Raw genomic sequence first — 16,251 nt, 5'->3', positions numbered from 1 at the left:
CTTCTCTCTCCTTTAAAGGTACATCCGGTTACCGCCGGATCGGCTTGCCCTTGGGAAGGACAGTGCTCCAACCTAAGCCAAAAACCCAATCTTGTCAACCTCTGTTCATTCTGCTATCCTCTTGCCATTGCTCGATCTGGATGATCGGGCTTGTTTTATACATAAACACGCATCATAAACATAATTATTTCCTAACGTTCACGCCTAACTGGTCATTATTTACAATGACCATGATGCGTGACTAAGACATATGGCTAGCCCAATCTCCGCCGCGATGAAACAGATTGCGGACGAAAAGAATATTTCGTTCGAATCAGTGCTCGAAACCGTAGAAAACGCCCTTGCCGCCGCTTATCGCAAGGACTTCGGCAACAAGAACCAGAACCTCCGTGTCGAGTTTGACCCGGAAAAGTACGACGGTATGACCGGCGGTATTCGCGTATTCGACGTAAAGACCGTTGTGGAAGACATGGTTCTCGACGAGGACTACTTTACGCGTCTTGAAGCGGCGACGGCGCCTAAAAAGGACAAGCCTTTTGATAAGTCGACCCCACGCCCTGATCCGGCCGCGACAGAAGTTCTTCCGGATGAATTCAAGTTCAATCCAAAGACGATGATCATGATGAGCGACGCTCGCGACCTCAAGCCTGACGCCCAAGTCGGCGAGGAGATCCGCGTGGAGCTTGGCGTTCCTGCCGCATTCGGCCGTATGGCCGCCCAGACCGCTAAGCAGGTTATCTTGCAAAAGATCCGCGAGGCAGAACGCGGCGTCATCTTCTCCGACTTCAAGGGTCGCGAAGGCGAGCTTATGAATGTCACGGTTCAACGCCGTGAAGGCCGTCTCGTTTTGATCGACCTTGGCCGCGCAACGGGCATCATGCTTCCGGAAGATCAGGTTGAATCGGAACGCTACTTCCCGGGAACGCGCATCAAGGCTTTGCTCCGTTCCGTCGAGATGACGACGCGTGGTCCAGAGATTCGTCTCTCGCGTACGAGCCCGCAGCTTGTTGCGGCATTGTTCGCACAAGAAATTCCGGAAATCGGTAACGGCACGGTCGACATCAAAGCGATTTCCCGTGAAGCTGGCAGCCGCGCCAAAGTCGCCGTCGCTTCCAATGACGACGCCGTAGACCCGATCGGTTCTTGTATCGGTCAGCGCGGTACGCGTATTCAGTCGGTTATCCGTGAACTCGGCGGTGAAAAAGTCGATGTCGTGCTCTGGAATGAACAGCCGATCGAATACATCAAAGCGGCTCTTTCGCCGGCCAAAGTCATCGATGTCGAGCTTCGTGAAGATGAACACCTCGCTGTTGTCTCGGTTCCGGCGGATCAGCTCTCGCTCGCGATCGGTAAAGGCGGTCAGAACGTTCGCCTCGCCGCTAAACTGACAGGTTGGAAGATCACGGTCGTCGAGCAGGGCGGTAAACCGGTCGCCGATTCGGAAAAAGGGGAGTTCGGCGCTCCAGTCGAGGACGACAAGCCAGAATCTGCCGCAGAAGCCGATGCTAAGTCGGAATCAGAAGCCGACAAGCCGCTTGATGGCGAGCCGGCAGAAGCCAAAGAGATGGAAGGCTATTCCGAGCAGACGCCGGTCGTTGCAGCCGAGCAGGGAAGCGATTCAAAAGAATAAAATAATCTATGTTCCAAGCGATCCAAGCTCTCTTTAACACCATCTTCTTCCAGCCGATTCTCAATTTGTTGGTGTGGTTGTATGTCACGATTCCGGGACAGGATGTTGGTATCGCCATTATCGTATTAACGATCATCATCAAGATCGTGCTCTATCCGTTGACGCATCTGCAGATCAAGCAGCAGCGCGCGATGCAGGAATTGCAGCCTAAGATCGAGGAGATTCGTTCTCGTTTGAAGGACGATAAAGAAAAGCAGGCCTCGGAGCTCATGGCGCTTTATCAGCGCGAGAAAGTGAATCCGGCCGCTTCCTGTTTGCCGCTTTTGGTCCAGCTTCCAGTTTTTATCGCGCTCTATCACGCCTTGTCTGTTGGTCTTGCATCGCAGGGCTTGAACCAGCTCTACCCATTTGTCCCAAATCCGCAGACTATCCAAACGATGTTCCTCGGATTATTTGATCTCACCAAACCAAACTACGTCTTGGCGATCGCTGCTGCCCTCGTCCAGTTCTGGCAGACCAAGATGATTTTGAAGCCGCCGGCAGCCACGGTCGCAACGCCTCCGCCGGAAGTCGCCAAGACAGAAGGCGCTCAGGATGAAAGCATGACCGCCATCATGAACAAACAAATGACTTACATGATGCCGATCATGACGGCTGTCATCGGTTTCTCACTCCCTGGTGGTCTCACCTTGTACTGGCTCGTAATGAGCTTGCTCACCGTTGCCCAGCAATATCTTGTCATGCGCCGCACGCCTCCCAAGATGGAGCCGCAGCTCGGGAATTGACAATCATTGCTCCTTGATCCCGATTCTTCTACACTTGCCCCGCATTTTTCCCCTGATCCGATATGTCTCGAATGAACCGACAAACCACGCCCTCCCGCAAAACAGTCATGTCGCGCCTCGGTTGGCTCGCCTTGCTTCTGCTTGCCGCAGGGTCTCTTTCCTACCCGGGTCCTGCTAACTGGGTCGTTGGCCAAGTCAACGAACTCACGGGTCTCAATATTCCGACGATCAACAAGCCATTCGTCCTCGGCCTTGATCTTCAGGGCGGAACCTCGCTTGAATATGAGGCTGATGTTTCCAAGGTTGCGCCGTCAGAACAGCGTGAAGCCATGGATGGCGTCCGCGATGTGATCGAGCGCCGCGTCAACTCGCTTGGCGTTTCCGAGCCGGTTATCCAGGTTACGCAAGCTGGTGATGCATGGCGCGTAAACGTGGAGCTCGCCGGTATCCGCGACGTCAACCAGGCTATCAAACTTATCGGTGAAACGCCGATCCTTGAGTTCAAGGAAAAGAACACGGAAAAACCGCGTCCACTCACCAAAGAAGAGCAGGATGAGATGGATAAGCGCAATACGGATGCTCTTGCCCGTGCCAAGGCTATTTTGGATGAAGCAAGAAAGCCGGAAACGGATTTTGCGGAACTCGCCAAGAACAAAACAGAAAACGCCGCTCGTAAAATTGACGGGGGAGACACGGGTGCTTTGTCTGCAGCGACCATCGCTGGTAGCAAGGATTTGCAGGATCTTCTCGACACCGTCGGCGGTCTCGCGCCAGGCGCCGTGTTCCCGAATGTCGTTGAAACCGACAATGTCTATCTCGTTGTAAAGATGGAAGAATTGAAGGACGGTCCGAAAGAAGTGAACGCGCACCACATGCTGATCGGATATCAGGGTGCTCAGGGCGGTCTCTCAACGCGTACCAAAGAAGAAGCTAAAGCAAAAATCGAAGACATTAAAAAGCAGGCCACGATTGAAAACTTCGACAGCCTCGTCGCTGCCAACTCCGATGAACCAAACGCCACGTCAACAAAGGGTGACCTTGGCTGGTTCGGAACGGGCGACATGGTAGAAAAATTCGAGACGCCAGTCTTTGCCCAGGCTTCCGGAACCATTTCCGAAGTCATTGAAACAGAATTCGGTTATCACCTCGTCTGGAAACTCGGTGAGCGCATCAGCAAGGAACCTCGCTTGCGTTTGATTGAAATCAACCGCTCCGTTCCAACCGACTTCGTTCCTGTTGATGAGTGGAAAGCCACCGCTTTGACCGGCAAGCAGCTGCAGTCAGCGAAGGTCGATTTTGACCAACAGCTCGGCTCCATCCAGGTCTCGCTCCAATTTGATGACGAGGGTAGCAAGTTGTTTGCTGAACTTACGAAGAAAAACGTTGGCCAGCAGGTCGCGATTTTCCTCGACGGAAACGTGCTCTCGGCCCCGGTTGTGAACCAGGAGATTCTCGGCGGTCGCGCCGTGATTACAGGTAACTTCACGCTCGAGGAAGCCAAGCTTCTTGCCCGCCGTTTGCAGGCAGGTGCGCTTCCAGTGCCGATTACGCTCGTCGCCCAGCAATCCGTCGGCCCGACGCTCGGTGCAGACTCGCTAACCAAGTCGATTAACGCCGGACTCGTGGCATTCCTCTTGATCGCGATCTTCGCTATCCTGATCTACCGCTTGCCGGGTATGGCTGCCGTTGTCGTGCTTGTGATCTACGCCGCCTTGAACGCCGCCACCTTCAAGCTTGTACCGATTACGCTCACGCTTTCCGGTATCGCCGGCTTCATTCTCTCGATCGGTATGGCGATCGACTCAAACGTGCTCGTGTTTGAGCGTCTCAAGGAAGAATTGAAGTCAGGACTCGCGCTTGAGCCGGCCTTGGAAGAAGCCTTCAAGCGCGCCTGGACCTCGATTCGCGACGGTCACGTCTCGATTCTGATCTCCTGTGCCGTCTTGTTCTGGTTCTCCTCGTCATTGATCAAGGGTTTCGCTCTCACGCTCGCGCTCGGTACCGTCATCTCTTTGTTCACGGCTACGGTTACCACGCGTACGGTATTGCGTGCCTTGGCCAAGACGCCGCTCGCAAAATGGCCGTGGCTATTCCTTGCTTCTGGAAAGAAATAATCTTATGAAAACAACGCTCGTAAATCTTCGCCCAGCCTGGTACGCGATCGCCGGCGCCCTCGCACTCGCATCGCTTGTCATGCTTTTTGCCTGGGGCTTGAAGCAGGGGATTGAATTCACCGGAGGTACCTTGATGGCTGTTCGCTTTGAAACGCGCCCTTCCATCGCCGATGCTGACGCCGCTTTGCGCAATGTCGCCGATGATCTCGGTTCCATCGTGATTCAGCCGGCTGGTGAAAAAGATATCCAGTTCCGTTTGAAAACCGTCTCGGAAGAAAAGCATCAGGCGATTTTGACCAGCCTCCGCGAACGCTTCGGTGAAGTCACCGAGCTCCGCTACGACGCCATTGGTCCTTCGATCGGTTATGAAATCCGCTCCAAAGCATTGAACGGTCTCGGAATCTCCCTTTTGGCGATTCTGATCTACATTGCCTACGCTTTCCGCGGAGTCTCAGCCCCTGTTGAATCTTGGAAGTACGGTGTCGTCACAATCTTGGCTTCCGGTTTCGTTGTCTTGATTCCGCTCGGACTCTACGCCTTCTTGGGTCACCAGTACGGTATCGAGATCGGTACGCCGTTCGTTGCCGCCATCCTGACCATTATTGGTTACTCGATTACGGACACCATCGTTGTCATGGACCGCATCCGTGAAAACCTCCAAAAAGCCAAAGGAACATTCAAGGAAATCGTGGAAATGTCCATTCGTCAGACATTCGTCCGTTCCATTACTAACTCGATGGCCACCTTGCTCACCTTGGTCGCGATCTTCCTCTACGGTGGGGATACGTTGGATGAATTCACGCTTCCATTGATCGTGGGTATCACGGTCGGTACCTTCGCCTCCATGTTGATTGCATCCCCGCTGCTTATCACCATTGATAAGCTCGGACAACGCTTCAAAAAATAAGAAAAATCCCCCGGATGCGGGGGATTTTTTGTTGTGCTATAATGGTCTTATGTTCGAGGAATACATCGGCTACTTGCCGTTCCTCAATTTTAATGTCGACGCGTTCTTAAACGTGGCCGGAAATGATCCATTTTCTGCCATGATTTATCTGTTTCTGAGCGGAGGCTGGCTTATACTGATTCCGGTGCTCTGGTTCATGATCAAGAACGGATGGCTGGAATACGTACAAAACAAAGCAGCGGCCAAGCGCGAGTGGATCCTTCTCCGCATCAGCGTTCCAAAGGCGAGTGAACAAACCGTAAAGGCTGTTGAAAACCTTTTTGCTTTGCTCGCCGGGGCCCACAGTCCGCCTTCTTGGACCGAGACTTGGCTTCAGGGCGCGTCGCAAGCCGTCATGTCGATTGAGATTGCCTCTATCGACGGCCAGGTTAGTTACTATATCTTTTGCCTAAAAGGCCTTCGTGATCTTGTTGAGGCGGCGGTGTACGCACAGTATCCGGATGCAGAGATCGATGAAGTCGAGGATTACGCGCGCCAAGTCCCGGCGGAATATCCTAATGACGAGTGGGATGTCTGGTGTACGGAAATGACCAATGTCATGCCAGACCCGTACCCGCTCAAAACCTACACGGAGTTTGAGGATAAGGTTTCGGGTGAATTCAAAGGCCCGATGGCCGCATTTTTGGAAACATTCTCCCGTCTTGGTCCTGGCGAGCAAGCTTGGTATCAAATTATTCTCCAGCCAACCGATCAGCGCGATTTCCGTAAACGCGCCGAATCTCTCGTAAAGAAGATCAAGGGTATTAAAGAAACGCCCAAGCCTTCATTTGCGGAGCAAATAGTGAGCGTTCCGTTAAATGTGTTTTTTGAGATCGCTAATTTGATTTTAGGTTCAGCATTAGGTGGAGGGGGAGGTAAAGAAGAAAAGAAAGACGGTACGCCGGAAATTCTCAAGCTCTCGCCAGGCGAGCGTCTGGTGCTTGAAGCAGTTGAGCGCAAAGCGTCCAAGATCGGATTCAACTGCAAGATTCGTTTCTTGTATGTCGCCAAGAAAGAGGTCATGAAAAAATCCAAAGCTGTTCAACCGTTCATCGGTTCGATCAAGCAGGTGAATACCTTCAATATGCAGGCGTTGAAACCGTCTTCCAAAGTCGGCGTGAACGGTACGCTTTGGTGGTTCAAGGACCGCCGCAACAATGAACGCAAGAGCAAAATGGTTCGTGCATACCGCAGCCGCAGCGGCTGGTCTGGCTTGCCAAAGTTTTTCATGTCTTCGGAAGAATTGGCGACGCTTTGGCATTTCCCGATTTTGATCCAGGTCAAAGCTCCTGGCTTGCGCCGCATCGAGGCCAAAAAGTCCGAGGCCCCAGCCAATATCCCATTTGGCTAATCTATGGCATCAGCAAATTGTCAGGATCACCTTGAGCATATTACGTTCTTCGCGGAAACGAATTTTAGAAATGCCAAGCGCCGTTTTGGAATCAAGACCGATGACCGTCGTCGCCACATGTACATCATCGGTAAAACCGGTATGGGTAAGACGACGCTCATCGAAAGTCTTATCTTGTCCGATATTATCAAGGGTCATGGCTGCTGTTTGATCGATCCTCACGGAGACACGGCCGAGAAACTCCTCGACTTCATTCCGCCAAACCGCATTAACGATCTCATCTACTTCAACCCGGCTGACACGGATTTTCCTGTCGGTTTCAACATTCTTGAAACAGATAACGATGACCAGAAGCCATTGATCGCTTCCGGTTTGATGGGCGTTTTCAAAAAGATTTGGCCGGACGTTTGGAGTGCTCGCATGGAGTACATTTTGATGAACTGCGTACTCGCGCTTCTTGATTATCCGGGAGCTACCTTGCTCGGCATCAACCGTCTCTTGGTCGATAAGGACTATCGTGCACGCGTCGTCGCCAAAATCCGCGATCCGATCGTCAAAACATTTTGGATTGCAGAATTTGCTTCTTGGTCGGAGAAATACGCGACAGAAGCCATCGCGCCAGTTCAAAACAAAGTTGGACAATTTTTATCGTCCTCTGTCATTCGTAACATCGTCGCGCAGGTAAAGTCGACCATCAATCTGCGCCGCATCATGGACGATGAAAAAATTCTTATCGTCAACCTCTCCAAGGGCCGTATTGGTGAAGATAACATGCGTTTGCTTGGTGGAATGATCGTCACCAAGATTCAGCTTGCAGCCCAAGAGCGTCAGAACATGCCGGAGAAGGAGCGTAAAGATTTCTACTTCTACGTCGACGAATTCCAAAACTTCGCTAACGAGTCATTTGCCGCGATTCTGTCTGAGGCGCGCAAGTTCCGTTTGAATTTGATCGTCGCGCATCAATATATTGAGCAATTGGAGGAAGAAGTTGCTGCTGCTATTTTCGGTAACGTCGGAACAATTATCGCGATGCGCGTCGGTGCAGCTGATGCGCTCGCCATGGAAACGGAATTTGCTCCGACCTTTACGCCGGAAGATTTGGTCAACATCACAAAATTCCAAATCTACCTCAAGCTCATGGTCGATGGTGTTGCGACGCCGCCCTTCTCCGCCAACACACTCCCGCCGATCGCGGCGCGTACGGACAGCCAGGCTAAAGTCGTCGCGGTAAGCCGCGAGCGTTACGCCGAGCCTCGTCCGGTGATTGAAGAAAAAGTATTGAAATGGGCCGGCATGGAAACGACGCCTGCTGGCGGCGGTACTCTTTCACCAGCAACTCTTGTAGCGACAACTTCAACGCCTGTCACTCAGGAAGGTCCGCTTGGAACCGCGCCAACCATCCAGTATCCAGCGATCATGACGGAAGAGGAGCAGGCAGCCAAAGAAACCGTGAAAGAAACCATGTCCGATCTCGAGCATCAGGGCGATGCTTCGGAATATCTGACGATCCGTCCCGAGCGTTTGGCGGCTATTCAGGCAAGCATTCCTCAGCAGCAAAAGAAGCGCCCAGCCTTTGCTCACACCTGTGATCGATGCGGCAAAAAATTCGAGCTCGCCATTCAGCTCGATACATCACGTCCTGTTTATTGCGCCGAGTGCCGTCCGATTATCGCAGAAGAACGCAAGAACAAGTCGAGCGGTTTCAAGTCGGCCAAGCGCGCTCCAGTCCCGCTTGAAGGAGTAGGGGAGGCAGAAGTCGGCGAATCTGGTTTTGCGCCGCGCAATGTCGCACCAAATCGTCCTCGCTTGGTTCAAGAGCCGGCACAAGCTTCCAAGATTCAAGTCGTCCCTGCTTCACAAGTACCAGAAGAGGAAGATTTGCTGACGGAAATCTTAAAAGCCAAAGGCGGTGCTGTAGACATGCATAAACAATCGCTGGAAAAACGCGCTGGGACCATTCCTCCGCGTCCAACTTCGGCGCTAGCTCCTGTAGCCGCTTCTTCATCAGAAGGTGAAAAAAAGAAACGCCGACGCCGACGCTCTGGTAGCGGAAAACCAGAAAATGGTTCAGCTGCACCAAGCGCTCCTTCGCCGCAGCCTTCTTCGTCGCCAAGTCGTTCCGTTGCTCCGGGCGAGCGCATCATGTTTGATACGTAGATATGAATACGCTGTTCGATGTGGTCCGCGGCTTCGTGCTCGGAGCGGTACAAGGCTTGGCGGAGTTTTTTCCGATTTCATCCAGCGGTCACTTGATTCTCGTTCCGGTATTACTGCGCTGGCCAGACCAGGGTCTCGCGTTTGATACGGTTTTGCATCTCGGTACGCTTGTCGCTCTGCTTTGGTTCTTCCGTGAAGATATTGTCGGCTTGTTTCGAAAAAAAGCTTGGGGATTCATGTTGAAAGTCGTCGTCGCAACGCTTCCAGCCCTCATCATCGCATTCTTTGCGAACGATTGGATCGAGGCAAATGTCCGCCAAGGTTGGATTGTCGCTTTTGATCTTGTATTTTTTGGTCTCATCTTGTTTGGTGCTGATCGATGGAGCGAGGGCAAGAAAAGTCGCCTAGATGCGTATGAATCGGTATCATGGACGCAGGCATTGGCTGTCGGCTTTGCTCAGCCACTCGCTTTGTTCCCAGGTACCAGCCGTTCGGGTATCACGATTACCGCCGGGCTGCTTGCAGGTTTGACGCGTCAGGCTGCCGCGCGCTTCTCATTCTTCCTTTCGATTCCGGTCACAGCTGCTGCCGGACTTCACGGTCTCATCAGTGTGACCAAGCAGGGGATCGCCGCGGATCAAGTGATCGCGCTTGTCGTCGGTTTTATCTCGGCGCTCGGCTTTGGCCTATTCGCCATTCGTTTCCTTGTCTCTTATGTTGCCAAACACCGTTACGACGGCTTCGTCATCTACCGCCTGGTCTTGGCGCTCGTGGTTCTGGCTCTTGCTTAGCGCGACGCTACTTGTTGTTGCGCTACCGACGCACGCGGCTACTTCTACGCCAGATACGCTCGATACGGATAGTGATGGTCTTTTGGATATACACGAGAGAAAGTTTGGAACCGATATTCATAATAAAGATACGGATGGCGACAGTTTTGAAGATGGCCTCGAAATTTTGATGGCCTACTCGCCAACAAGTTCTGAGCCGATCCGTTTGGAAAAATCCATTTTTATTAAACTTAAAACACAGACGATGGAGAAGCGCGTTGGTGGTGTTGCGGTCAAGGCATTTAAAGTTTCGAGCGGTCTTGCAAGCACGCCGACGCCGGTAGGAGAATTTAAGGTTCTGAACAAGTACCCGCGCGCCTGGTCAAAAAGCGCAAAACTTTGGATGCCATTTTGGATGGCTTTCACAACGCGCGGCCACGGCTTACACGAGCTGCCTGAGTGGCCGGGCGGAAAAAAAGAGGGAGCAAGTCATCTCGGAAAGCCAGCAAGCCACGGCTGCGTGCGTATGGGCATAGGCGCTGCCAAGGAGATGTATGACTGGGCGCCAGTAGGAACAAGAATTATCATTGAAAAATAAAGAATGAAACGACATATTTTTGCGCTTGCTTGCGCTATGGTAATCCTGCTCCAAGGAGCAGGATCTATTGCCTATGCATCCGAGTATGTCCCGGTTCCCAACGAGTTCGCTTCTGCCGTTGTGATGCGTCCGGATGGAAAGATTTTGTATAGCTTCAAGCCTGACGCACCGCATACGGCAGCAAGCTTGACCAAGCTCATGATGGCGCTCGTCATGCTCGATAAAAATTGGAATTGGGGCACGGCAGTAAAAATGTCTTCGGCTGACGAGGTCGGCGGCGGGCGTCTGCGCGTTTCCGCCGGTTCGCGCGTCATCTTGGCCGACCTCTGGCAATCCGCCATCGGTTCGAGTGCTAACAACGCCGCAACCGCGATCGCGCGTTTTGCCGGACCGGGCGTATCGAGTTTCGTTGCCAAGATGAATGCCAAGGCAAAAGCGATCGGGGCCGTATCGTCCAAGTTTTTTGATCCGTCCGGCATGAATCCAAAAAACATGACGACAGCTCGTGACATGGCCCTGATCGCTCGCGATGCATTCAAGCAGAAAAAAGTCGTCAGTGCATCACAAAGTGGAACATACACGTTCACGCTTGCCGGAAGCACGAATACACATACGATTAAAAATACGAATGCACCGCTGCTCGCTGATCCGGATGTCTATCTTGTGGGCGGAAAAACCGGGTATCTGCCCGAGTCGATGTACAACTACGCTGCTCAGATGTCTCCACTGGCTGCGGATGGAAAATCCAAAGTAGAAAAAAGGGACGTGATTGTCGTTGTACTCGGTTCCAAGTCGACGCAGGCTGCGATGGACTCGGCGAAGCGCTTGGCGGAATGGGCTTGGTCCGATGAAGAGCATTTCAAAAAGGCTAGCCAATACCCGGTACCGGCTCGCAGCCTTGTGCTAGGCATGACAGGAGAAGACGTCCGTTGGGTACAAGAAGCGCTTAATATCAAGCCATTAAGCGGCTATTTTGGCCCCGTAACCCGAGCGGCCATTCAGAAGTTCCAGGTGGATCAAGGTATTGCCAAAGCCGGAAATTCGGGGTATGGAGTGGTTGGTCCGGCGACGCGCTCAAAATTGCTCGAGCTCGCGCCATAAGAATATGGATATCAAAGCCCTAAAAGCTCTGCTCGCGGAACGTGGCGAGCCCGCGTATCGCTTGGCTCAGGCCAAGCGTGCATTTTTTGTTGAACTTGGAAACGACTGGGAAAGTGTCACAACCTACTCCAAGCCATTGCGTGAGGCCTGTCAGGAAGCTATCCCGTGGAATGTCTTGAAAGAGGTGAAAACGATTGTCTCCCCAAAAGGCGACACGGTTAAAACATTATTTGAATGTGCCGACGGCCAAAAGATCGAGGCGGTATTGATGCGTCATGAAGATGGCCGCAACACGGTCTGCGCATCCTCCCAAGTCGGCTGCGCCATGGCCTGCGCTTTTTGTGCGACGGGCACGATGGGCTTGAAGCGTAATCTCTCGATTCCGGAAATCGTCGAGCAAGTGATCTACTTCTCTCGCTGGCTAAAACCAAAAGGAGAATACGTCACCAATCTTGTGATGATGGGCATGGGAGAGCCTTTTCATAATTACGACAACGTCATCGCCGCTTTAAAGCAGTTGAACGATAAAGACGGCCTCAATCTCGGCGCACGTCACATGAGTATCTCGACATGCGGTATTGTTCCGGGAATTCTTAAACTCGCTGACGAACCTCTCCAGGTAAACCTTGCGATTTCCATCCATGCAGGTACCGATGAAGTGCGCGACAAATTCATGCCGGTAAACAAAGCCTATCCGCTCGCCAAGTTGATGGACGCAGTTCATGTCTACATGGCAAAGACCAACCGCAAAGTCATGTTCGAGTACCTGCTTCTCAAGGGCATTAATGATCACAAGTCCGATGCCAACGCGCTCGCGCGTCTCTTGGCAAATGATCATCGTCTTTCGCATGTAAACGTCATCAAATACCATCCAACCGAAGCTTTTGATCCGACGGATCGCGAGAATCGCATTGCCTTTGTCGACTGGTTGGAAGAGCGCGGCATCTCCGCAACGCATCGCGTGACATTCGGTGAAGATATCGATGCGGCTTGCGGCCAGCTCGCCGTACAGGAAGAAGACGGCCAGGTAAAACAGGGACTTGAGGCCGTACGCATCAAGCGCGTCCGCCAAAATGCCAAATAATCCATTCGTAAAAAAAGAGAAGTTGAAAATCCTCGTCGGTATGTCTGGCGGGGTTGATTCGAGCGTGGCCGCCTCGTTCCTTGTCGAGCAAGGCCACGATGTTACCGGTGGTTTTATCAAGAACTGGTCTGACTCCAAAGATTTGTGGACGGGGGAGTGTGAATGGCGCGGCGAGCGCCGCGATGCGCTGCGTGTTGCCGCACGTCTCGGTATTCCGCTGCTTACTTTCGATTTTGAAGAGGAGTATCGCAAGCGCGTACTCGATCGTATGTTCGCCGAGTATCGCCAAGGCGTAACACCGAATCCGGATGTGCTTTGTAATGAAGAAATTAAATTCGGTTTGTTCTTCGAGGCTGCAATGAAACTCGGCTTCGACGGTATCGCAACCGGCCACTACGCACGCGTTCGCCATGAGGGCGATGATCATCAGCTCTTGGTCGCCGTCGATCCGGCAAAAGACCAAAGCTATTTTCTGCACCGTATCTCCAAAGAATCATTGTCCAAAAGCTATTTTCCAATTGGCGAATTCCATAAAGATGAAGTTCGACGTATGGCCGCGGAACGTGATCTCCCTGTCGCGCACAAACCCGATTCCCAAGGCATCTGTTTCGTCGGCAAGCTCGACTTCCATCAATTCTTGCGTTTGCGGAATCCGCCAAAGCCCGGCGACATCGTTAATCCGGAAGGAGAGATCATCGGCAAACATGATGGCCTCGACGGCTACACCATCGGCCAAAGACACGGTATTCATGTCTCAAAAGACGGAAAGGCTTGGTATGTTGCGGCAAAAGATCGAGATCTGAATCGTATTATTATTGTCCCGGATCGCGAGCATGAGCTTCTCTATTCCCATTCGGCTCAGGTAGAAAATATTCATCTACTAAACAAGCTCCCGTCAGACGGTCACATCAACGTTGTTGTCCGTTATCACTCAGAAGCGATTCCTGCGACGATAAATATGACGGGTGATGCGAGTGGCACGATGACGTTCCAAAAGCCCGTCTGGGCCATGGCTCCGGGCCAATCGGCCGTCTTCTATCACGGAGAAGTGTGTCTCGGAGGTGGCTTTCTTGCGGACAACAGGCTAGACTCGGGCGCATGATGAAAGTCCCTAAATTGGAGTGGGTTTCGCTTGTTTACCTCCTATTTTTCGTCCTTGCCGTCTTATCGCCCTCAATCCACAGCAAAGATCGATTTGGACTGCCAGAAGAGCGTCTGGAGGAATTATCGATTTTTGCCTTCGGAATCGCCGGACTCGCCACCTTCGCCGCCTATGAACGCATTATGGAGCGCCGCGAGAAAGAGCGTGAAGTCGTAGAAACGGGTTACGCACGCGCCAAACAAGAGCTCATCGAGTCTTATGCGTATATCGGATCGGTCAATCGTAAAATTGAATTGCTGAAAAAAGTAGCCAATGACACATCGCTGACAATCGACCCGTCCTCAAAAGTTCCTAAAGAGCTCTATACCGCAATTGCGATGAATGCCTGCGCATCCGCCGGAGCCTTATCCGCGATGCTGCGCGTCCTCTCTGTCTCTAAAATGCGAACGGAAGGGGAGTACGTTCATCACACCGGCCGAGATCTTGTTTTCAAGATTCCAAACAAAGATCTGCGCGATCTGCATGAAAATCGTTCCAGTCACGCGTTTATCCGATCAGAGGATGGAAAAGAGCTGCTTGTGGTCCCGGCTGATCATGCAGACGACACCAAGGCCTTCCTTCTTCTGCATCTTGAGGATGGTGCCGAAAAAATCCAGGAAATCGATGTCTCGCTCCTCAAGGTATTCGTGAACCAAGCCCAAATGCTGACCCGCCAGTTTGCCAAGAACGCCGCTTAAAGGCAGTCTATCCGCTATGACGACCAATGAAATCCGCCAGAAATTTCTGGATTTTTTCCGCGAGAAGGGCCACACCATCATCCCTTCCGCCTCTGTCGTACCTGAAAACGACCCGACGGTTCTTTTTACGACCGCCGGCATGCATCCGCTTGTCCCATATCTTCAGGGCCAGCCGCATCCAGGTGGCAAGCGTCTTGCTGACTCGCAAAAGTGCGTCCGCACCGATGATATCGAGGAAGTCGGCGACAACCGCCACCTCACGTTTTTTGAGATGCTCGGTAACTGGTCGCTCGGCGATTATTTCAAACAAGAAGCCATCACTTGGTCATTCGAGTTCCTGACCAGCAAAGATTGGCTCGCGATCGATCCAAAAAAGATTTACGTCACGGTATTCGAGGGCGATGCCGATGCTCCGCGCGATGAAGAGTCGATCTGCATCTGGCAGGCGCTCTACGAAACCGTCGGCATTACAGCCGAGCTCGGCGATCGCATCCGCGCTTACCCAAAGAAAAAGAACTGGTGGGGCCCCGCCGGACTTACGGGTCCTTGTGGTCCGGACACGGAAATTTTCTACGACACCGGAAAAGCCCATGACAAGGCTTTTGGAGAAGAGTGTCATCAAAACTGCGATTGCGGCCGCTTCGTCGAAATCTGGAACAACGTCTTCATGCAGTTCGATAAGCAAGCCGACGGCACATTCGCGCCTCTCGCCCAGAAAAACGTCGATACAGGCATGGGTTTGGAGCGTATCGTCGCGGTCATGCAAAACGTCGAGACCGTATTCGAAACCGACGCTTTTACGCCAGCCCTCGATAAGATCGCTTCACTGTCCGGCAAATCCTACAAAGATCACGAGCGCGCCTTCCGCATTATCGCGGATCACCTTCGTGCCGCGACATTTATCATTGGCGATCCGCGCGGTGTTTCTCCATCCAACGTCGGCCAAGGCTATATCGTCCGCCGTTTGCTCCGCCGCGCGATCCGCGAAGGCCGCCGCTTGGGAATCCTCGAGTCGTTCACGCATCTCATCGCGCAAGTTTATGTCGGCGAGTACGGCGGTCATTACGTCGAGCTAACTCAGAACTTGGACAAGGTCGTCGATGAATTGAAGAAAGAAGAAGAGAAATTTGGAAAAACTCTTGAGAAAGGAATGAAGGAACTCGAGAAGATGTTGTCCAAAGGCCCGATCACCGGCGAGGGCGCATTCTTGCTCTTCTCTTCTTACGGTTTCCCGCTCGAGCTCACGGAAGAGATTTTGCGTGAGAAAGGCGAGTCTGTTGATCGCTCCGTATTTGCTGCGGAATTCAAGAAACACCAAGAACTCTCGCGCTCGGCATCCGCTGGAACCTTCAAAGGCGGTCTCGCCGATCATTCTGTAGAAACAACGCGCTTGCACACCGCAACGCACTTGCTTCACCAAGCCCTGCGCACCGTCCTCGGCGACCATGTTGAGCAGAAGGGATCGAATATCACCGCCGAACGTTTGCGATTCGACTTCAGCCACGGTCAAAAGATGACGCCGGAAGAAATCGCCAAAACTGAAGAGCTTGTGAACGACGCCATCAAGCGCGATCTCCCGATTCACTGCGAGCAGCTCACGACCGATGAAGCCAAGAGCAGGGGAGCGATCGGTTTGTTTGACGATAAGTACGCCCAGCTTGGCGGCAAGATCAATGTCTACTTTGTCGGTAACGATGAAAAAGGCTTTTTCTCCAAAGAAATCTGCGGCGGTCCTCATGTCGAGCACACGGCGCAACTTGGAAGCTTCAAGATTCAAAAAGAGGAAGCTGTATCAGCCGGAGTTCGCCGCATCAAAGCAACAGTGACAGGAATGTAAAACAATCGCCCCTTCGGGGGCGATTTGCTATTCTGCTTA

Annotated in this window: 13 protein-coding genes; all 13 read left to right on the top strand. The window is 52.5% G+C overall.

What is annotated here, in order from left to right; all coding sequences use genetic code 11:
• Positions 1-250: 250 nt before the first annotated feature.
• The 13 genes from nusA to IPH19_01300 all read left to right on the top strand — a co-directional run bounded on the left by nusA (position 251) and on the right by IPH19_01300 (position 16,212).
• Positions 251-1,630, top strand: coding sequence for a transcription termination/antitermination protein NusA (nusA, locus tag IPH19_01360; GenBank protein ID QQR61097.1), 1,380 nt, complete (start codon positions 251-253; stop codon positions 1,628-1,630).
• A gap of 8 nt (positions 1,631-1,638) precedes the next feature.
• Positions 1,639-2,415 (top strand): membrane protein insertase YidC, encoded by a 777-nt coding sequence (locus tag IPH19_01355; GenBank protein ID QQR61096.1) that lies wholly within the window; start codon positions 1,639-1,641, stop codon positions 2,413-2,415.
• Between the two features lie 62 nt (positions 2,416-2,477).
• Positions 2,478-4,529 (top strand): protein translocase subunit SecD, encoded by a 2,052-nt coding sequence (gene secD / locus IPH19_01350; protein QQR61095.1) that lies wholly within the window; start codon positions 2,478-2,480, stop codon positions 4,527-4,529.
• Between the two features lie 4 nt (positions 4,530-4,533).
• Entirely contained in the window at positions 4,534-5,436 is a 903-nt protein-coding gene (gene secF / locus IPH19_01345) for a protein translocase subunit SecF (GenBank protein QQR61094.1), read from the top strand.
• 49 nt (positions 5,437-5,485) lie between these two features.
• The gene (locus tag IPH19_01340) at positions 5,486-6,826 is read left to right on the top strand and encodes a hypothetical protein (protein ID QQR61093.1); all 1,341 of its coding nucleotides are present in this window, start codon (positions 5,486-5,488) and stop codon (positions 6,824-6,826) included.
• Between the two features lie 3 nt (positions 6,827-6,829).
• Positions 6,830-8,983: a type IV secretion system DNA-binding domain-containing protein gene (locus IPH19_01335; protein QQR61092.1), complete on the top strand. Its 2,154-nt coding sequence runs from the start codon at positions 6,830-6,832 to the stop codon at positions 8,981-8,983.
• 2 nt (positions 8,984-8,985) lie between these two features.
• The gene (locus tag IPH19_01330) at positions 8,986-9,774 is read left to right on the top strand and encodes an undecaprenyl-diphosphate phosphatase (GenBank protein ID QQR61091.1); all 789 of its coding nucleotides are present in this window, start codon (positions 8,986-8,988) and stop codon (positions 9,772-9,774) included.
• Positions 9,698-10,351: a L,D-transpeptidase gene (locus tag IPH19_01325; GenBank protein QQR61090.1), complete on the top strand. Its 654-nt coding sequence runs from the start codon at positions 9,698-9,700 to the stop codon at positions 10,349-10,351. Before IPH19_01330 ends, IPH19_01325 begins: the two co-directional genes overlap by 77 nt.
• Before the next feature lie 36 nt (positions 10,352-10,387).
• Complete coding sequence (locus IPH19_01320; GenBank protein ID QQR61089.1) at positions 10,388-11,452, top strand: serine hydrolase; 1,065 nt, start codon at positions 10,388-10,390, stop codon at positions 11,450-11,452.
• Positions 11,453-11,456: 4 nt separating this feature from the next.
• A complete protein-coding gene (gene rlmN, locus IPH19_01315) occupies positions 11,457-12,536 on the top strand; it encodes a 23S rRNA (adenine(2503)-C(2))-methyltransferase RlmN (GenBank protein ID QQR61088.1) in 1,080 nt (359 codons plus the stop codon).
• A 40-nt stretch (positions 12,537-12,576) separates the two neighbouring features.
• A complete protein-coding gene (gene mnmA / locus IPH19_01310) occupies positions 12,577-13,638 on the top strand; it encodes a tRNA 2-thiouridine(34) synthase MnmA (GenBank protein QQR61087.1) in 1,062 nt (353 codons plus the stop codon).
• Positions 13,635-14,375, top strand: coding sequence for a hypothetical protein (locus IPH19_01305; protein ID QQR61086.1), 741 nt, complete (start codon positions 13,635-13,637; stop codon positions 14,373-14,375). The genes mnmA and IPH19_01305 overlap by 4 nt, the downstream gene beginning before the upstream one ends.
• 16 nt (positions 14,376-14,391) lie before the next feature.
• Positions 14,392-16,212 carry an alanine--tRNA ligase gene (locus IPH19_01300; GenBank protein QQR61085.1) on the top strand — a complete coding sequence of 607 codons (1,821 nt, stop codon included), beginning with the start codon at positions 14,392-14,394 and terminating at the stop codon, positions 16,210-16,212.
• The last annotated feature ends 39 nt before the right edge of the window (positions 16,213-16,251 follow it).

The sequence above is a fragment of the Candidatus Uhrbacteria bacterium genome, from assembly GCA_016699205.1.
GTDB lineage: Bacteria > Patescibacteriota > Patescibacteriia > 2-12-FULL-60-25 > 2-12-FULL-60-25 > CAIXDN01.
Note: the sequence above shows the minus strand (reverse complement) of the source record. Positions and strands in the feature narration are given on the sequence as shown.